At 40.1% G+C, this 18,283-nt stretch carries 22 protein-coding genes; 7 read left to right on the top strand and 15 right to left on the bottom strand.

Annotation, left to right across the window (positions count from 1 at the left end; genetic code table 11):
- Together ACIFSR_RS28895 and ACIFSR_RS28900 are read left to right on the top strand one after the other, a co-directional pair.
- Window positions 1-1,146: a CynX/NimT family MFS transporter gene (locus tag ACIFSR_RS28895; RefSeq protein WP_430061828.1), complete on the top strand. Its 1,146-nt coding sequence runs from the start codon at window positions 1-3 to the stop codon at window positions 1,144-1,146.
- 105 nt (window positions 1,147-1,251) lie between these two features.
- Window positions 1,252-1,440 (top strand): hypothetical protein, encoded by a 189-nt coding sequence (locus ACIFSR_RS28900; RefSeq protein ID WP_339208474.1) that lies wholly within the window; start codon window positions 1,252-1,254, stop codon window positions 1,438-1,440.
- Window positions 1,441-1,509: 69 nt separating this feature from the next.
- Here ACIFSR_RS28900 and ACIFSR_RS28905 read toward each other — a convergent pair whose 3' ends face one another.
- From ACIFSR_RS28905 to ACIFSR_RS28920, 4 genes are all read right to left on the bottom strand, one after another.
- Window positions 1,510-1,695: a hypothetical protein gene (locus ACIFSR_RS28905; RefSeq protein WP_339208473.1), complete on the bottom strand. Its 186-nt coding sequence runs from the start codon at window positions 1,693-1,695 to the stop codon at window positions 1,510-1,512.
- Between the two features lie 97 nt (window positions 1,696-1,792).
- Window positions 1,793-2,491 carry an epimerase gene (locus ACIFSR_RS28910; protein WP_339208472.1) on the bottom strand — a complete coding sequence of 233 codons (699 nt, stop codon included), beginning with the start codon at window positions 2,489-2,491 and terminating at the stop codon, window positions 1,793-1,795.
- A gap of 198 nt (window positions 2,492-2,689) precedes the next feature.
- Complete coding sequence (locus ACIFSR_RS28915; protein WP_339208471.1) at window positions 2,690-3,145, bottom strand: GNAT family N-acetyltransferase; 456 nt, start codon at window positions 3,143-3,145, stop codon at window positions 2,690-2,692.
- A gap of 547 nt (window positions 3,146-3,692) precedes the next feature.
- The gene (locus tag ACIFSR_RS28920) at window positions 3,693-4,598 is read right to left on the bottom strand and encodes a cation diffusion facilitator family transporter (protein ID WP_339209571.1); all 906 of its coding nucleotides are present in this window, start codon (window positions 4,596-4,598) and stop codon (window positions 3,693-3,695) included.
- 366 nt (window positions 4,599-4,964) lie between these two features.
- Here ACIFSR_RS28920 and ACIFSR_RS28925 point away from each other — a divergent pair, with 366 nt between their 5' ends.
- Window positions 4,965-5,213, top strand: coding sequence for a hypothetical protein (locus ACIFSR_RS28925; protein ID WP_076270138.1), 249 nt, complete (start codon window positions 4,965-4,967; stop codon window positions 5,211-5,213).
- Between the two features lie 369 nt (window positions 5,214-5,582).
- Complete coding sequence (locus ACIFSR_RS28930) at window positions 5,583-6,380, top strand: polysaccharide deacetylase family protein (protein WP_339208469.1); 798 nt, start codon at window positions 5,583-5,585, stop codon at window positions 6,378-6,380.
- Between the two features lie 50 nt (window positions 6,381-6,430).
- Here ACIFSR_RS28930 and csaA read toward each other — a convergent pair whose 3' ends face one another.
- Window positions 6,431-6,760, bottom strand: coding sequence for a chaperone CsaA (gene csaA, locus ACIFSR_RS28935; RefSeq protein ID WP_430061833.1), 330 nt, complete (start codon window positions 6,758-6,760; stop codon window positions 6,431-6,433).
- A 320-nt stretch (window positions 6,761-7,080) separates the two neighbouring features.
- On the opposite strand from csaA, the gene ACIFSR_RS28940 reads away from it, so the two are divergent.
- Entirely contained in the window at window positions 7,081-7,998 is a 918-nt protein-coding gene (locus ACIFSR_RS28940) for an aldo/keto reductase (protein ID WP_430061836.1), read from the top strand.
- Window positions 7,999-8,080: 82 nt separating this feature from the next.
- Here ACIFSR_RS28940 and ACIFSR_RS28945 read toward each other — a convergent pair whose 3' ends face one another.
- From ACIFSR_RS28945 to ACIFSR_RS28965, 5 genes are all read right to left on the bottom strand, one after another.
- On the bottom strand, window positions 8,081-8,341 hold the full coding sequence (locus tag ACIFSR_RS28945) for a hypothetical protein (protein ID WP_339208466.1): 261 nt from the start codon (window positions 8,339-8,341) through the stop codon (window positions 8,081-8,083).
- 119 nt (window positions 8,342-8,460) lie between these two features.
- Complete coding sequence (locus tag ACIFSR_RS28950; protein ID WP_430061839.1) at window positions 8,461-9,606, bottom strand: Ger(x)C family spore germination protein; 1,146 nt, start codon at window positions 9,604-9,606, stop codon at window positions 8,461-8,463.
- A 2-nt stretch (window positions 9,607-9,608) separates the two neighbouring features.
- Window positions 9,609-11,081 carry a spore germination protein gene (locus tag ACIFSR_RS28955; RefSeq protein WP_339208464.1) on the bottom strand — a complete coding sequence of 491 codons (1,473 nt, stop codon included), beginning with the start codon at window positions 11,079-11,081 and terminating at the stop codon, window positions 9,609-9,611.
- Window positions 11,078-12,175, bottom strand: a complete 1,098-nt coding sequence (locus ACIFSR_RS28960) for a GerAB/ArcD/ProY family transporter (RefSeq protein ID WP_430061842.1) — start codon at window positions 12,173-12,175, stop codon at window positions 11,078-11,080. The genes ACIFSR_RS28955 and ACIFSR_RS28960 overlap by 4 nt, the downstream gene beginning before the upstream one ends.
- 226 nt (window positions 12,176-12,401) lie before the next feature.
- Entirely contained in the window at window positions 12,402-12,974 is a 573-nt protein-coding gene (locus ACIFSR_RS28965; protein WP_430061845.1) for a histidine phosphatase family protein, read from the bottom strand.
- Window positions 12,975-13,181: 207 nt separating this feature from the next.
- On the opposite strand from ACIFSR_RS28965, the gene ACIFSR_RS28970 reads away from it, so the two are divergent.
- Window positions 13,182-14,381 carry a serine hydrolase domain-containing protein gene (locus tag ACIFSR_RS28970; protein WP_430061848.1) on the top strand — a complete coding sequence of 400 codons (1,200 nt, stop codon included), beginning with the start codon at window positions 13,182-13,184 and terminating at the stop codon, window positions 14,379-14,381.
- 80 nt (window positions 14,382-14,461) lie between these two features.
- Here the strand turns inward: ACIFSR_RS28970 and ACIFSR_RS28975 are convergent, their stop codons facing one another.
- Complete coding sequence (locus ACIFSR_RS28975; protein ID WP_430061851.1) at window positions 14,462-15,007, bottom strand: GrpB family protein; 546 nt, start codon at window positions 15,005-15,007, stop codon at window positions 14,462-14,464.
- Window positions 15,008-15,064: 57 nt separating this feature from the next.
- Window positions 15,065-15,838 (bottom strand): HAD-IIB family hydrolase, encoded by a 774-nt coding sequence (locus ACIFSR_RS28980; RefSeq protein WP_430061854.1) that lies wholly within the window; start codon window positions 15,836-15,838, stop codon window positions 15,065-15,067.
- A gap of 213 nt (window positions 15,839-16,051) precedes the next feature.
- On the opposite strand from ACIFSR_RS28980, the gene msrA reads away from it, so the two are divergent.
- The gene (gene msrA, locus ACIFSR_RS28985) at window positions 16,052-16,567 is read left to right on the top strand and encodes a peptide-methionine (S)-S-oxide reductase MsrA (protein WP_430063165.1); all 516 of its coding nucleotides are present in this window, start codon (window positions 16,052-16,054) and stop codon (window positions 16,565-16,567) included.
- Window positions 16,568-16,618: 51 nt separating this feature from the next.
- On the opposite strand, the gene ACIFSR_RS28990 is transcribed toward msrA, so the two are convergent.
- The 3 genes from ACIFSR_RS28990 to ACIFSR_RS29000 are packed head-to-tail and all read right to left on the bottom strand — an operon-like array spanning window position 16,619 to window position 18,226.
- Window positions 16,619-16,819, bottom strand: a complete 201-nt coding sequence (locus tag ACIFSR_RS28990) for a DUF4177 domain-containing protein (protein ID WP_076270151.1) — start codon at window positions 16,817-16,819, stop codon at window positions 16,619-16,621.
- A 34-nt stretch (window positions 16,820-16,853) separates the two neighbouring features.
- Window positions 16,854-17,393 (bottom strand): histidine phosphatase family protein, encoded by a 540-nt coding sequence (locus tag ACIFSR_RS28995; protein ID WP_339208457.1) that lies wholly within the window; start codon window positions 17,391-17,393, stop codon window positions 16,854-16,856.
- Window positions 17,390-18,226, bottom strand: coding sequence for an AraC family transcriptional regulator (locus tag ACIFSR_RS29000; protein ID WP_339208455.1), 837 nt, complete (start codon window positions 18,224-18,226; stop codon window positions 17,390-17,392). Before ACIFSR_RS29000 ends, ACIFSR_RS28995 begins: the two co-directional genes overlap by 4 nt.
- Window positions 18,227-18,283: the final 57 nt, after the last annotated feature.

Below are 18,283 nucleotides of genomic sequence, written 5' to 3' on the forward strand. Positions count from 1 at the left end.
ATGCGTTATATGTATCTTATTTTAGTTATATTTCTTGTATCCTTGAATTTAAGACCATCGATTACTTCGGTCGGTCCATTATTTGATATTATTCAATCCAATTTAGGAATGAGCGGGGTCACCGTAAGTTTGATGACGACACTGCCAGTTCTTTGTATGGGGATATTTGCTGTTTTGGCGATAAAGCTGAATTCCCATTTAGGAATAGAAAAGTCATTGCTTGCGGCTATGCTCTTGATCCTGACAGCTACTTCCCTTCGTGTATTCGCAAATAGCAGTCTTTTCTTAATTACTACATCGCTATTCACGGGTATTGGAATTGGAATTGCAGGACCATTAATCTCAGGCTTTATAAAAAAACACTTTCCAAATAAGCCGGGCATAACAGGAGTATATTCTGTAGCTATGGTCATTGGAGCTGCGATTGCGTCCAGCTTCTCTGTGCCGTTATTCCATAAACTAAATGAATCGTGGCAGAACTCTTTAAGCTTCTGGAGCATTCTAGCACTGCCCGCTTCTCTATTGCTTCTCCCGCTTTTAAAGAAAAAAGGAACAAATAGTACCGTTATTCCGATCTCATCCTTGTTCGTCAAAAATAAACGTGTACAGTTGTTTACCTTGTTTTTTGGTTGTATGGCCGCTATTTTTTATTCGATAACTGCTTGGCTCGCTCCCATTGCTCAATCGTTAGGTTTAAGCCATTCGCAATCCGGTCTTGTCCTTACATTATTTACTGTTATTCAAATTCCTATTAGCTTCTTCATTCCAATGCTTGTAAGTAAAACTGGCCGCAGAAAAACTTGGCTGCTCGTATGCGGTCTTGCAGAACTGATCGGAATTGTTTTATTGCTTTTGCATTTTTCTCCATGGTTTGCTGCTGTTTTTCTAGGTATTGGTGCTGGCGGTCTGTTTCCACTAGCAATCCTTATTCCAATTCAAGAGGCTAAAAGTGCGGAAGAAGCGACATCATTATCAGCTGTCATGCAATTTGGCGGTTACTTATTAGGATCCATTGGCCCTCTATTTATCGGTTTCACATCCGATCTATTTGATAACTTTGCTCCGGCGCTAGCCGTGCTAATGATCATCATCTTCATTTTGCTCATTGCTAGTTTGAAAATAGGCGACAAAAAAGAAACAGTTTAATTATAGTCATTTATTATCTATCAAACCCACCTGAACAGGAATTAAAATACAGTTATTGAAACAAATTGTTTTAACCAGTAATTGAACGGAAAGGAGGAATAATCGATGGCAAAATCAAAAAGAGGACGGACTCTTTGGAACCTCCCATCACGCGGCAGAGGCACCTGCCCTACTTGCAATCGTACTAGAATCAAATTGCTTTATCCGCGAGCGACAAAAAACGGCTCATCGATCACAGTATGCAAACGATGCATTAATGCTGATCAATCACGAGTAGATGCTGTAACTGGATAAAGAAACAGCTTACTTATTTGCGGCAACCATATAAATAAGGCCTCTGCAGTTAGCAAAGGCCTTATTTTTTTATTCCTCTCCGATCATTCTGACTAAAACAGGAACAACTAACGTGATGCCCGCTAATATGCTTACACCAATGGCTCCTCTAAAATTTTTCTGCTTCCAAAGCGAAGGAGCAAGGCTACCCACATATACGCAGCCCCAGATCGAAAATAAACCTAAAATAGTAAACAACACAACATGCTTGCTCATGTAACCTGATCACCTTCAATCGCAGGCCCTACTTGACCACCATATCGCCGCATCACAAAGGATTCAGCTTTGTTCTCGTTTGAATATCCATAAAGCTTTATTTTAATCTAGCCGCCTTCGCCATATCTTTACTCTCTAATATGGAAGTCTCATAACCATCGTTTACGATATGAATCATCGCTATGCCCAGTTCTCTTAACGTAATGACATGCTTCGGAAAAATAGGCCGCAATACAGGGTACAGCCAAGTTAACAACCCATAAAAGCGATGTACGTTTTTTAATCCCTTTGTCGGGTGTATGTAGCCTGGTCGAAACATATAAGCTCCCTTGAAGGGCAGCTTCAGCAGATCATTTTCCGTTTTCCCTTTCACCCGTGCCCACATGCTTTTGCCCTGTTCCGTGTTGTCTGTTCCTCCCGCGGTTACATAACAAAAGGTCATATCCGTGTTTAATTTGGAGAGCAGATTAGCTATATATAAGGTTAAATCATATGTAATTCTGCTGTATTCAACCTCTTTCATACCTACAGACGATACGCCTAGACAAAAGAAACAGGCATTGTAGCCGATTAACCTAGATTCAATACTAGATAAATCAAAGAGGTCCGGTAACATAATTTCTGTTAGTTTTGGATGGGTTACGCCACATGGCTTGCGATTTATGACTAATACCTGCTCCACTTCAGAGTGATTAAGGCATTCATGGAGCACCCCCTCTCCCACCATTCCAGTAGAACCAGTAATTATTGCTCTAACTTTCTTTCTTGCCAATGTATCGCTAGTCGGCATGGACATCACAATTCCTCCTCTTGAAAATCAGAGCTGGTTACAGCTTCGACACTCCTATGCTTATACTAAACGATCCATCCGCAATAATCATATCGATATTATGATTTAGGTATCATAATTCCTAAAGATTCTTTTATATGAACTCAGCAAAGGCTGCCGTCTCGTTTAGGACGGCAGCCTTTGCTATTTGAAATTTGATTTTTGTTACTTGTGAACAGCTTGCTTGAAACTATACTTCGCAAGTACTTCTCCCCAAGGAGCATAACCTTCTTCTTTAAAACCTGCTTTTGAGTAAAGCTTCCTCGCTCGCTCATTTTCCGGTTTATATCCAAGAACAATAACATCCGTTCGGTCACTTGCATTTTTTATTTCATCAATAACCAGCAGCATTGCTTTAGAAGCATGACCTTGTCCTTGAAATGCTCCATCAATCATAAACCGATAAATCCAGTAGTTCCCATCGTCTGGGTCAAGCCCAAACATTGTAAAACCAATCATAACTTCATCATTGTAAATCGCCCTCGTTACAAATCCTTTTAAAAATTGCACTTCAGCGATCGAATAAATATTAGGTGCGATATATTTTTCTTGCTCTGGTTTTGGTTTAAGCTGTGCACATTGTTCCCAATTACTAATGTCTAATGCCTTTAATGTAATCATTTCTGGATTCCTCCCTGTATTTCAGGAAAAACCATCTATCGGATTTCCCTAAGTGATAGACCTCTCGAACAAATCGATCATTTGAAACCGGTGATTTCTCATAACGCATCACTCCTTCTATAAAGATAGCTACAATACACATCATAAACGACTTATTCGCAGCTTGGGTAATAAAGAATGCCTATAACTGAAGTTTACTGAACTCAAAAATATCATTTATTTATCATGACAGATCTCGAGTCATTTAGTGCATCGTCGGAGAACTTAGGATGATATACAACCCCCAACATAAAAGTAAGGGAATGCAACAAGCAATGAATATAACGATTACGACGGCTTTGCCTTTTAATTGTTTCTTCATCTATACCCTCCAAATGCTAAATATTCCAATTAGAAGATAGACGACTAATCGCGAGCCTTTGTTGCGTTTAGGTATACAGCGGAGTGGAACCATTCATTCTTCTATCATTCTTAACCTGTTGAAAAACAAACAAAAAACGGATGCCACAGCACCCGTTTTTCTGCATTCGTATCGGCTTAACTACCTTTACTCTTTTTGAGTGTTTTCCATATACCATGGATTTAAATGAACAAGAACCTCTTCCACCATCGGATTTTGCGACTGAATCACACGTTTAATTTCTCTACTAATGTCATGGCCTTCTTGTACGCTTAATTCAGCCGGAATGCCTACTCTTACATCTACAATAATGTAATGTCCGTGCTCTCTACCCCTTATTCGGTCAATTCGCTTTACTTCAGGTATCGACTTAACGAGCTCTGAAATTTGCTCCATGCTCACTTCATCAATATTTTTCTCCATTAATACGTCAACAGAGGTTTTCCCCATTTGAATGGCCAGCTTTAGGACAAAATAAGCAACAATGATTCCTGCGAAAGGATCTCCATATTTTAGAAAATGAATATTGTAATGTTCACCTAACATGGCTAGAGCAATACCAATAACTGCTGCCAGTGATGCGTATACATCTGCTAAATGGTCATATGCAGTGGCGATTAAGCCGCTGCTATTCGTATTTTTGCCAATTCGCATAGTGTAAACATAAAGCCACTGTTTCCATACGAGTGAAACGGCTGCTGCAATAAGGACAAGCAGTGTTGCTTTATGTGGCGGTTCCATCATTGCCATTACGGAGTGATAGCCCATATAGAGCGCAGCAAGGACAAGTACAACCGCTACAATCCCTGCTCCGATAACCTCAGCTTTTCCGTGTCCATACGGATGATCCTCATCCGGCGGTCGCTTTGATATCATCATTGAGACTAATGCTGCTGCAGTTGCAAATACATCTCCTGCGTTATGAACGCCATCTGCAATAAGAACTTGGCTGCCAAACAGCAAACCAACAGTAAGTTTCATGACGGTCAATACAATGTTGCTAATTAAGCTGTTCCAAATCGCGAAAGTTGATTGCTTGTTTGTTGCATCCATTTGAGTAGTCAATCCTTGAGCACTTCCTATCTTCTATAGCCTTAAAGGTACCGTGTCATTATACAAAACGAAATTCATGTGGGTCTAGAGAAACAGTCTTGCCCCGTGTAAGAAATCTTCCCAGACACCAATAGAGTTTGAATAAACTAATTTTGTTGCTCTTGCGCAAAACCAGAAAAATCCAATAGAATGAGAGCTTTTATACCACATCGCATAATAAAAACAGATTTTAGACTAAAAAAAGGCTCCTGTAACTCTACAAATAGCCAATACCTATTTACTCGTTCATTCATAGAATAGTCAGTAAGAACCATCTACAGTCAAGCTGCTTTAAATAGTGATGAAAGAAAGGGATGCTGAGCTACTATGGGATGCGAATTGGGACGTGTCATCATTGAAAGAAACGAAGGCACGATTATTTTTGGGAATGTTGGCAGAATAAACATCAACATAACCAATATAGCCGGAAAAGGAAGCAGCAGTGATTCTAGCAGCAGCGATAGTGACAGCGGCAGCGATAATAGCGATTCTGGTCAGAATTCAACCGATTCCTCTGATTTAAGATCAATATCAGTTAATTTAACTAGAAAATTTCTAAAAAAGAAACGTAAATAGATTTAATAACAGCCGTTTGGTTATCAAAGCAGGTCAATCAATAAAGGGGACAACGGATGATGAGACTTATATTAAATAGTCTCAGAGTGCCGCTGTCCCCTTAAAAAATCCATCTGCTTCATCACTGATGGCCAAAGCCTGTCCATCATTCTTCTTACATAGTGTTACCAATTAACAAATCAATAATCAGTAGTTGATGTCGATTTTTGCGAGATTTTACAACATAGAAACAAGTTAGCCATAGTGCTGACACTTTTATTTTTTATACTGACTAAACAGACATCCCAAAGATATATACCACAGTACAAACAGAAAGGACAAAAGAACCATCGTAATCAAAACATCTTATACAAAACGAGGAATTAGATCATGCGAAAACTTGCCATTTGTATTATTTTAATCATTGTTACTCAATTATCTGCATGCAGCAGCAGACCAAATCCTATTCAAGCCACTGTAAATGACACAGATGAACAACTTGAAACAAATTTAATTACTGTAAAGCAGCCTTCCGAAATCGATGATGACAAAAATAATAAAACGATATATTTAACCTTTGATGATGGCCCCTCTTCAGCTACCAATGAAATCTTGGATACGTTGAAGCTATTTCACGTAAAAGCTACATTTTTTATGTTGGAACCAAAAATGCGACAGTCCCCAGAAATCGTTAAACGAATTGTAGAAGAAGGACATGCCGTAGCTTTGCATGGTGTCACACACAATAAAAATCGATTTTACCGTTCGGAACAATCTGCGCTGGATGAAATGAATCAAGCACAAAAAACACTTGAGAAAATTACAGGCATCTCAACGGTTCTAATTCGTACGCCTTACGGCAGTGTACCTTATTTAACGGATTCATTCAGGAAGGTTTTAAGTGACAACGGGTATAAATTGTGGGATTGGAACGTGGACAGCAGCGACTGGTCTATTTCAAGCAAAGATTATATTAAAACGACAATTTCACAAATACAAAAATTAGAGAAACATGATGTAACCCCTATCGTTCTCATGCATGACCTACCAGAAACAGCAAAGCATTTAACTAAACTTCTTACCAGCTTAACAAACGATGGTTATGTACCCAAAAAAATCGAAGCTGACATGGAGCCCTATAACTTTAATTGCTACGATCGCTGTCGACGTGTGAACGTGGAAAGCTAAACAGGTTGCCGATTATATCGGCAACCTGTTCTTTTTTTTGATGAGCTTCCTCAAGCAATTGGCGTCCCATTCGGAACGGGTTGATCCGGCTTTAAAAGAACTACATCACCTTCCGATGGGACTCCACCAATGACAAGCACCTCGGATTTAAAGCCCGCAATACGTCTAACAGGAAAATTCATAACTGCGGCAACTTGACGGCCAATAAGCTGTTCTGGTTCATACCGTTCAGTGATCTGTGCCGAGGAATGTTTGACACCAAAATCACCAAAGTCGATTTCTAATTTTATTGCGGGTTTTCGAGCTTCTGGAAAAGGTTCTGCATGAATAACCGTACCAATACGAATTTCTAATTTCATGAAATCCTCAATTGTCACCATATTTGCTGCCTCCATTTAATAAAAAGTCGTGATTAAAAACCTTCCAAGTTGAAACTATTTTTCCAGAATACCGAATTCACGTTTGTATGTAAATACCAGACCGCGTTGAAAGAGATGCCGTGCTCACGACCAGCGGACACATATATCATTTTATCCTTTTTGTAAACATTGAAATACGGCGGCCTTTTGTGAGACAATCATAAGGCACAATTGTTTTAGGAAGGCGTTTACATAGTTTGTGCAGCAACAAATAGAACACTCTTCTATTTGCGATGAATCCATCAAACAAAGTTAACCAATCTCGAAGGAGGACTTAAATCATGAGGACGATGAAGCTTGGAAGCAGTACACTAGAGGTGCCGGTGATTGCAGTCGGTTGCATGCGTATTAATTCGCTGGACAAGACTGGTGCCGAACGTTTTGTTCAGACGGCGCTAGATAAAGGTGCGAATTTCTTTGACCATGCTGATATTTATGGCGGTGGAACTTGTGAGGAAATATTCGCAGATGCTATTCATATGAACGATGAAGTTCGCGAGAAAATTATTTTACAATCTAAGTGCGGCATTCGTCCTGGTATGTTCGATTTCTCCAAAGAACATATTTTAGAATCGGTAGATGCAATTTTGAAGCGACTGAGAACGGATTATTTGGACATTCTGCTTTTGCACCGTCCAGATACATTGGTCGAGCCGGAAGAAGTAGCTGAAGCTTTTGATCGCCTTGAAAGCTCAGGCAAAGTACGCCATTTTGGCGTATCCAATCAAACACCAATGCAAATTCAACTTCTGAAGAAATCGGTGAAGCAGCCTCTAGTCGCTAACCAGTTGCAACTAAGCATTACGAACGCAACTATGATTTCGAGCGGATTTAACGTAAATATGGAAAATGATGCTGCTGTGCACCGTGATGGCAGTATCCTCGATTATTGCAGACTGAACGATATTACGATTCAGCCTTGGTCTCCCTTCCAATATGGATTTTTTGAAGGCGTATTCCTTGGAAACGACAAGTTCCCGGAATTGAATAAACAAATCGATGAAATTGCTGAAAAATACAATGTTAGCAATACGACAATTGCTATTGCATGGCTTTTGCGCCACCCTGCACATATGCAACCGGTTATCGGTACAATGAATCTTGACCGCCTGAACGATTGCTGTAATGCGAGCGAAGTTCATTTGACACGCGAAGAATGGTATGCTATTTATCGTGCTGCAGGAAACATTCTTCCTTAACCGAAACATGGGGTGAGATATTCCGTCTTGCTGCTATAAAACAAGGAAACCTCAAGCCGCTATGGACTTGAGGTTTCTTTATTTAAATCAAAGCTATAGCAAGAAGCGAAAACAATGACAAAGTCAGTAGACCTGCCCCAAAACCATAACCATACCCATAACCATATCCATTACCGTACCCATTACCATAATATGCTGATGTTCTAACCCTGTCCGATGTCCGTAAATATATATTGTTTCTATCAACATTTACGATAACGCCTTCGTGGCAACGGCCATCCCGAGTCCGAACACGGACTCTACAGTTCATATTATTTCTACCGAAACGATACATTTCCTCCATTAAAGCTCACCTCCCACTATCATGCTCCTTTTAATCTATGATTAGTAGAGGCTTCATGATTGTGCTCTTGTTACAAGAGTTGCGAGGTATCTTGCTTAGAGTCCCAATGTCTGCTTCAATTAATTTTTTGTCCCCTTATATTTCCCCGTATTCATTAGATTGACGTTTACTTGAATGTTCTTGATAGAATCATTTTTCAAGAAAAAATCATCGATGCTGGACAAGCGCCGAAACTCCGCGGGTGATGACTGATAAAGCGATTGTCTGAGATGAAACGGATCGATTTGGACCTTTAACGCTTTACTATAGGTGTTCGTAATTTCCTTGCGGATGGCATCAGCAGAACATTCCTTCAAATGGTTTATGGTTACGTCTTGCATTAGCTCAATGACAATGCCCTTTGCCTCAACTACAAGATTATAGCGAGTTTCTCCCTTTTCCGTTACGGGTCTAATTTTCATTCTCGGAGATGAAATCTCAATAACGGCTGCCGGTGAGCCGTGGGCAGTAACTTGAAGCGGTATACGTTTCAGTCCTTCTTCCGCCCACCTAATCCCTTGCAGATCCCGTGCTGACATCCATCCTATCATCCTATTTTTCTTGAAAAAATAACCACCTGACAAGCTGAACATCGGCTTTGCTTGCTCGTCTTCCGACCAATCTTTAGAATCAAGGTCAAGTGATGGAATCATTGCCGGCTCTCCAGGTTCATTTAAATCCGCAATCACGCGATTTACGGTAACAGGAAGGACTACTGAAACGACTGAGTGCATTTGAGTAGCCGTAAACATGATCGTTTCCAATGGGGATAAATTCAGAATCGATTTCTGAATAAATATTTCTGGCAGGCTCCTCTTTGTTCCATAGATAAGAATATTGTACCTTACTTCCCTGTACCGATTAATCGCGCTATACACATCAGTGACACCCTTCTTGAGCACCGCTTCTGTCATAACAACAGCTTTAACATGACCCCAAAACACCTGCAGCTGGGATGTTCTGCTAATGTCTGTTAATGCTAATGCCATCGTTTTCCCTTCCCCTTTGCCTACCCATACAGGGACAGCTTTACCAAGGCTGACTTGTTCACTATGCGAGATGTTTGAGAAATTGAGGATTTGTGTATAGGCAATCCATTTCCCGTCTTTAAAGTCGACACCAATAGCCGTCGCATATGCCATATTTTGAATTTCCGGCATACTCGTGCAACCGCTTAGAAGCATAATACTGCACAGAAGCACGCTTATTGCCCGGAAAATATACATGTCTAATCCTCCTTCTTCTTATCGGGATCTTTCGTTTGCAGCGCGGTAGGTCGTTTGTTGATTTTATCCCATGGCAATCTCAGGAAAGAAATAAGCAGCTCCCTGACGGATAGCGGAGATAAAGGCGCCAAATAGCTTACGCCAAATGATTTTATAGTACCCATGTAACCAATGAGCAGTACCATACCTAAAATCACGCCGTACATGCCAAGAATTGCGGATAGTGTAAAAAAGAACAGCCTCAAAATACTAACCTGCGTGCTTAACGTCTGATTCACTAGAGTTACGCCCGAAACGGCGGTAATCGCACCAACTACGACTACTGAAGGCGAGACCAAACCCGCTCGAATGGCTGCATCCCCAATGATCAACCCCCCAATTGACGTCAGTGTCTGACCGATTGCGTTAGGAAGCCTTACTCCCGCTTCCCTAAAAATTTCTAGCAGCATGAGCAGCAAAAACATTTCCATATGCGAAGAAAGCGGCAGCCCCAGCCTAGTCACAGAAATAGTAGCCATCATTTGAAATGGAATTTGATCTTGATGAAACGACACTAACGCAACCCATACAGCTGGCAAAAAGATAGACAAGAATAAGCTGATCCCTCTTATTATTCTTGAGAACGAAACATACGCATAGTTGAAATGGGCATCCTCTGGAGACTTTAAAATAAGGGACAAGCCAGCTGGCGCAATTAACACCATCGGCAATCCATCAATAACGAGTACTACACGGCCCGAAAGCAAGCTTTGGACGGCATAATCGGGTCTTCCGGTAAAATCCATAATCGGCAATAGCTTGAATTTAAAGTCAGACAACAATTCCTCTAGCTGACTAATACTGATTAAACCGTCAATATCAATCTTTTCCAATCGCGCATGTAAGTCCTCCAATATCTTGGGATTAATGATGTCATAAAAGTAAAGAACCCCAATCCGCGTCTTTGTTCTTCGTCCTATTGTCAAATTATCTACATGGAGAGAAGGGCTTCGAAGCCGTTTACGGATTAAGGCAATATTTACAGTAATATCTTCAACGAACCCATCCCTTGGTCCCTTAACCGAAATTTCTGTACTGGATTCATATGGCTGTCTTGTTGGCTTATCTGCTATGCTTACAAAAGCCACTTTATTTTCTTGTGTGAATATAAGCAGCAGATCCCCTTGAAAAATAGCCTCCGATAACGCATCCTTTGTCGCTTCTGTAAATTCTGTAATCGACAATACATTGGACAACCGCACAATCGGGTCCTTGAACGAGCCCTGTTCTTTAAAAAGCCGATTAAGCTCTGGCAAAATAAACTTACCAATATCCGCTGAATGGCTCAGACCTTCTGCAAAAGCAATTACAACTTCAACGATCTCTTGTTCTCCGAAGTGGCAAGCTTGGATTTTGACATCTGATGCCCCCGCAAAGAGATCCCTTAAGCTTTCCTCATTCCAGTTCTCTGGCTTTGACTGCGCTTGTCCATTCATGTTTTTCCCTCCTTTGAGGCAGATCCTAAGAACAGGGCGGCAATCATCCATAAGAATGAGAAGGACAACAATACCACCAGCGAGATTGGCATGTAATAACGATCCATCCATAAATAAAAGGTATATTCGTTTACTCGAAACAGTGACAGAAGGATATAACTCACCATAATGATAGCTATTGCCCAGTGTCGACTGCGTGCTTGACGAAGAGAAAGCAATTCAACGAATAAATACACAGATAAGCTTATGCGAACAATCGCGCCAGACAGCCATTGAAAGATGGATAAAAAGTCTAGATGCTCAACAAATTGCCCAATTTTCACGAGCCTCCACTGCTCGTAAGGCGAAGTCATTTGATGGGATGCTTCTATGGGTCCAAACTCTGTAATCGCACCAACGATAGGTCCCAGTGAAATGACAATGGAAAATACGCCATATAAAAGCAGCTGCCAAGCTCGAACTTTCGTCTTCAAATGATGCTGCAGCACGATAAGCGCCATCAACTCCACAAATCCTGCACCGGAATAAACCATCCCGTTCCAAACCGGGCCCCATCCATGCTCAAGTACAGGCTTTAATAACGAAAAATCTTTCATTGGAGAATTGAATGAACCGACAAAAATGCCTAACAAAGCAACAAGCGGAAGCAACACACCTGCAACGATCGCAATGACCTTTAATCCCCACATAGACATGGCTGTACAAAATAATACCAGTGAGACAACGAGCAGCATCTTAGGAGTAGAGGGCAAATAATTTGTAACATGCCATGTAGCCGTATGGATGACGGTCATACCGCCAATGAGATACATCTGAATGCAAACGGGAAGGATAAGAAGCCAAGAAACAAAAGGGGAACTCCTGCGGGATAGCCACTTTTTCCACTCTTGCTGACCTGATCGGTTCATTATCCAGACCAATAGCAAAATCCAAATAAGAAAAAACACACCTGTAATCAGTACTGTAATCCACGAATCACGTTTGGACGCAGACAAAATCATCGGATTTACAATAACGTGGCTGGTAAGGCCATTCATTAATGAAAACATCATAAATATTTGCACAAAGCTGATTTTATTACCCGAACCGCTCAAATGAAATCACATCCATATCTATACAATCCGTAAATCCTCACTCTATTTTGGTACTAATTTCAATTTAATATTCCAAAAGGAGCAAGTTGCACAGATTCAGTTCAAATCATGTCTTGGATCAGCCTAATAAAAAATGGCAGCCTTGGACGATAAAACACGTCATAGGCTGCCATTCATATGTAAAGATAGGTAAACAAAAACATTTTCTTGCTAACGTATCCGTTAGCTAAATAAAAAAATCCTCATTCCAGAGTCTTATTACCTCTTTTAGTTCTAAATTTTCAAAACTTAATTTATAAATATCTGGTTTCTTTAATTGATTTAAAAAATCCAAACCATAACTTGAATCAAAATAATTAATCATCAAAGTCATTACAAGACCATGTATTCCAATCGCTATTTTTTTCCCAGAGTGTTCCTTTAATATGTTTTTTATCACTGATATCGATCTATTCTGGCAATCAGAATTAGACTCCCCACCCGGTAAAGCATAATCAAAATCATAAAATTTCTCTCTAATAACGGACATTAAATTTTCAATAATTTCTTCAGCAAAATGCCTTTCCCTGAGATCTTCAAATGTTTCGATATCCAATCCCAAGTTTTGTGCCAATCCCTCAACACTCAAGATTGCTCGGTTATATGGGCTAGATATAATAATATCTAGTCCTTCTTCTTTAAGAATCTCTGTAACTTTTTCAACATCGCCCTTGCCCTTGATGGTGAGTCCTCTTGTTCTTTCAGTTCCTTCATCGTATGGTGATTCAGCATGCCTAACCATATAGACGATGGTGTTCATATAATCCTCCTTAAATTAAAGTGTCCATCATTTCCAGTTGAATCATTATACAAACAAAAGAATAATAATTCAAATCTCCAGCACGAGCTAGTCTATAGTCGAGGCAGCAAACTCGACTGCGGTGCGAATTTAATTTTTACTATATCTGGTAAAGTTAAGAAATGTTATTAATAATCGGCCTGAGAAACGGCGGAAGGTGGCGTCAAGATGGAGAAGAAAAGGAAGAAGGGGCGGGTTTGGAAAATCATTGGACTTATTTTGGGAGCACTCATCATTGCTTTAGCAACGATTACTTTCATTCAGGTTGATTTCTCTAACCCTAAGGATCTTGAGAAATTCGTCCAAGTCAAAATGAAGAAATCAGGCATGACAGGCGTATCCATCGCAATAATCAAAGACAATCAAATTGATCGCATTATTAATTACGGAGACGCTGACAGGGAAAAAGATATACCGATCACAAATGACACGGTATTTCAGATTGCCTCCGTTTCCAAAACCGTGACTGCTACGGCCGTCATGCAGCTTGTTGAGAAAGGAACCATTCAGCTGGATGATGACATAAATACGTTTTTGCCGATAAGAATTGTTCATCCTAAATTTCCAGACACGCCTATTACATTCCGCATGCTGTTAAACCATACTTCAGGAATCGATAACAATTGGAAGCTGTACGACAGCCTCTATACTTCGAACACTGGTGGTGGTGACTCAACGGTTGCACTCGCGCAGTTCATGAAGGATTTTCTCGTTCCGGGAGAAAAATGGTACGACGAAGAAAAAAACTTTACGAAAGATAAACCTGGTTCGGCGTTCAGCTACAGCAATGTCGGATATGGTTTACTCGGCTATTTAGTCGAAGAGATTACCAAAACACCTTTTCCGGAATATACACAGCAGCATATCTTTGACCTGGTGGGCATGAAGCATACCAAATGGCTGCATAAAGATTTATTAAGCAAAGACCTACTTGCCGTGCAATATGATGCAAAACATAAACCACTGGTGCCCTATTCTTTCCCGACTTATCCCGACGGTACGCTGAAGACAACGACTACTGAATTTGCTAAATTCTATCTTGCCATCATGAACGGCGGGAAGGCCGAGAAAGGAACCATCCTATCGCAGGCCACACTTGATGAGATGTTCAAACCGCAGTCGGATAATGGCAATCAGGCACTCGGATGGAGCTATTCAGCGCTGGATAGTCTTTACTTGAAAGGTGTCAGCAAGGGCAAGGTTATCGGACACAACGGCTCTGATCCCGGAGTGCTCACGATTACGATGTTTAATCCAGACAACAAGTCAGGTTTGATTCTCTTTTTTAACAATGAGCTGAGCTTAAGTTTAAAATCGCTGAATCTTCATTCCATGGTCAAGCGCCTGGTTAAAGAATCGGGTATGTAATATCGTAAAATATTATATATGCAGAAGAGGAGCAGCTGCCTTGGCATGCTGCTCCTCCCTTCTTAATAAGAAGTACTTCTTCACATATCTGAAGCGGATGGTTTCCAACCCGCTTCTTGCGACCAAATATGTGCTTTCTGAATAATATCCCAAACGATTGGCCCTTTGCCTTCGACATACTTGGAGCGTTCATCCTTATAAAGCTCAAATAATCGATGTTTCTCCTGGGCGTATCTTAAACAGTCCTCAGGGTGCGCACGCAAATAATCTCTAAACAATAAAGTTAATTGTTCTGAAAAACTACCTGACTGCCTTACATGAATATGCGTTCTTCGACTGCCCGGTATTTCTCGAAAATACTTTTTCGTTTTATCTGCGTTTTCTTCTCGATATACGAAACCTATTTTCACCATCTCACTCTTATGGTATATGATCGTTTCAAAATCAATAACGGATAATTGAATATCAATGATGGGCTTCGCATCTAAACCAACAATCGAAGTTGAGCCAACATGGTCAATACGAACGACCAAATCTCCCAAAGCATTTCTTATTTTTAGAGCGATATCATAAAATCGATTTTTCCATTCTGGATCATATTTTGCAATTATCCATTGTTCCTCCATAATGAGCTCCTTACGTTGCTATTCTCGAAAAAATTATCACTCAACTGCAACCAGCATCTATGAATTCAATGGAACATGCTTGCCAGCAAGCTCCTTCAGTTTCTCTACGATCTGTTCTTCGTAATTGCCCGCGAGCGGAATCACTTCCGATGCATAAGGAGCCAGCTCATCATGATGGCCAATCATAACCGCATGTTTCGCGTTTTGAAACATCGAAATGTCGTTGGCATCGTTCCCAAATGCAATAAATTGTTTGGCTTCCACCCCTAATTTTTGCAGAGCACTCCATTTATGAATATGAGTTGGACTAATATCAATGACACCTTCATTACGATGCCTGTGAATAACAACTTCTAGGCTTGCAAGCTTTTGCTCCAAAACTTCCATATCATTCGCGGTAAGGATTAGTATTTTGACTATGGTTTCCAGCGACTCTACTGCAACAAGCTTAGCAAGCTTGGAGGCATCAACATTTTTTAATATCGGATGCTCTAAAGAACCGGTGTAGGCATAATCCCAATGGCTATCAATCAAATATGTCGCTTGATGCGCTTCAATATGCTTCAGCATGTTAAGCCTTAAATCTTCATTAAAAGTTTCTATAGCGATCATGCTGCCATCCTTAGAAATAAGAGAACCATTTCCTCCTATAAGAGAAAAATTGTGAAAACGATGATGAAGAACAGGAAGCATATCTCGAATGGGACGAGCGGAAGCAAAAATAACTTCATGCCCTGCTTGAGTTAATTCCTCCAAACCACTTAAAATCTTTTCTGAAACAGGCTGTCCTTTAAAGCAGATGGTTCCATCTAAATCAAAAACAAAAATCATAAGTAATCCCCTACTTCCAAATGAATGTCATGTACTATTTGATTATAAATAGATATAATTAGATTCAATTAGTTTACTGCAAAAGCTTTGGAATTTCTAGACAATGTCTCTAATGAAGCCACCAAAGTAATAGACTGATTAAATGATCAAGCTTATAATAAGTGTTCATACGAACGCTTTATTAATTAGTTAAGGAAATGGGGAGAGCAAATGATACAAAAAGCAACGTTTGCCGGGGGCTGTTTCTGGTGTATGGTAAGTCCTTTTGATGAACAGCCCGGCATACATGGCATTCTGTCCGGCTATATGGGCGGAACGCTAGAGAACCCTACTTATGAGCAAGTATTGACTGGTGAAACCGGTCATTTGGAAGTCGTACAAATCACTTATGATTCGGACATCTTCCCATATGAAAAATTGCTTGAGCTTTATTGGCCGCAAATTGACCCTACAGATGCTGTAGGACAAGGCAATGACCGCAAGAGCCAATACCGTGCTGCCATCTTTTATCACACAGAAGAACAGCGCCAGCTTGCTCAATTATCCAAGGAAGAGCTTGGAAAGAGCGGCCGTTTTGACAAGCCGATTGTAATAGAGATTCAAGAAGCGGAAGTATTCTATCCAGCGGAAGAGTATCACCAGAACTATCACCGTAAAAATCCAAAGTTCTATAAGGAATCAAGAGTATATTCTGGCCGTGATGCTATTATCGAGAAATATTGGAAGTAGAAAATAACTTTGTTTAATGAAAGATAGAAAAAAAAAAGGGACGCGACACTTTTACGTGTTTGCGTCCCTATTTGATATTAAACGTTCGAAAATAATTTCATACGCCGTTGGTTTTCCATGACCATTATAATGTGTCGGTAAAACCTGCACTAATCTCCATCCTTCTTTTGCATATTCATCGATCGTTTCCCGATGTTTTGCCTCGGAGAAAAACCCACCCAATGACGTTTCAACATACATATATTCGTACAAACCTATCGCCTCCTTGTACTATTAATAATCTAGCTCAGCCATTCCATATTCGCTGTATAATTGGCAATTCACCTTCAAACTGCAAATGATAGACATCAGGATTAGACAAGGCTGCCCATTCTTCAAAACCGAATTTAGTATCATAATGCTTAAGCAGCAAGGACATCAAGTTTCCATGCGTAACGATAACCACATTGCTAAACCCGCTATTTCTCACATCGGTTATTACCGCTAAGGCACGATTCATCGCAGAAGTACTGGATTCGCCGCCTTCATAACACATCTCCAGATCTATAAAAGTATGACGAAGCATTTCAAGCCAGTTAACATTGCTTTCGCCACATAAAACCCGTTCTGACAAGCGGTCATCCACATGACAGTTTACTTGAATTTTTTCAGCTAATGGAGAAATAGATTGAATGGCCCTTAGGAACGGACTCGAAATGATATGTTCGATAGGTTTGCCATGCAGAAATTCAGCTACCCGCTCCGCTTGCAGATAACCTTCTTCAGTAAGCTTAGCACTTGGCGATTGCCCTTCTGCCTTGCAGTGTCTGACTACGTAGATGTTCAAGAGTACCCCTCCGCCTCTATAAATTGATTAGTTCTGTTTTTTCTATATTCCGAAGGCGTAATGCCTGCAATGGCTTTAAATGATGAAGAGAAATAATGCTGGTCGGCAAAATTCAACTTTGTAGATATCTCGTTGATGTTTAGATTCGTGTTAAGCAAATATTGCTTGGCGAGCTCTATTTTGCGATTGCGAAAATAAGTATACGGCGTTATACCATAACATTCTCGGAATAATTTAATAATGTAGTTTTTCGAATATCCAAGCTGCAATGAAACATCGTTAATATCGATAGCATTCTCGATGTTTAAATCCAAACATTGTTTAATGCGCTCAGGAATAGAGAGCACTTTATTTTCCAAATGGTTTTTTAAATGCAATATGATTTTTAACACAATAACTGAAATCTCATCTGTAATATCAGAGTAGTTTTTTTGCTTGGCAGATGCAATATTAATAATTTCATTCATATAAGAAAGGATGTTGCAATCTTTCACAATATAGGTGTCTGCTGGCAAGTAATGCTTAAATAAACTTTCTGCAAAATCCCCATTAAAAACGACCCAAATTTTAACCCACGGATTTTCTTCGCTGGAATAATACTTATGATAACTATTTTTAGTTAAGAGATATACATCATTTTTTTGGGGATACAGCGTTTGGGATTCTATCTCCAACACACCGCTTCCATCCATAATATACTCGAATGAAAATAAATTTTCACCTTTTCTCTCGATGATATAATTCTTGTCGCAGTAAGAAATTCCTGCCATTACGATGTTCAATGGAAGTTTAGGATCTAGCAGATGCCAAAAGCTATAAACAGTTTCTTTCATTGTGATATTCCTCACATCTATTGTGATAACTTCTATTATCAGACCGTAATTTGTATG

The organism is Paenibacillus sp. NRS-1760, from assembly GCF_050467785.1.
GTDB lineage: Bacteria > Bacillota > Bacilli > Paenibacillales > Paenibacillaceae > Pristimantibacillus.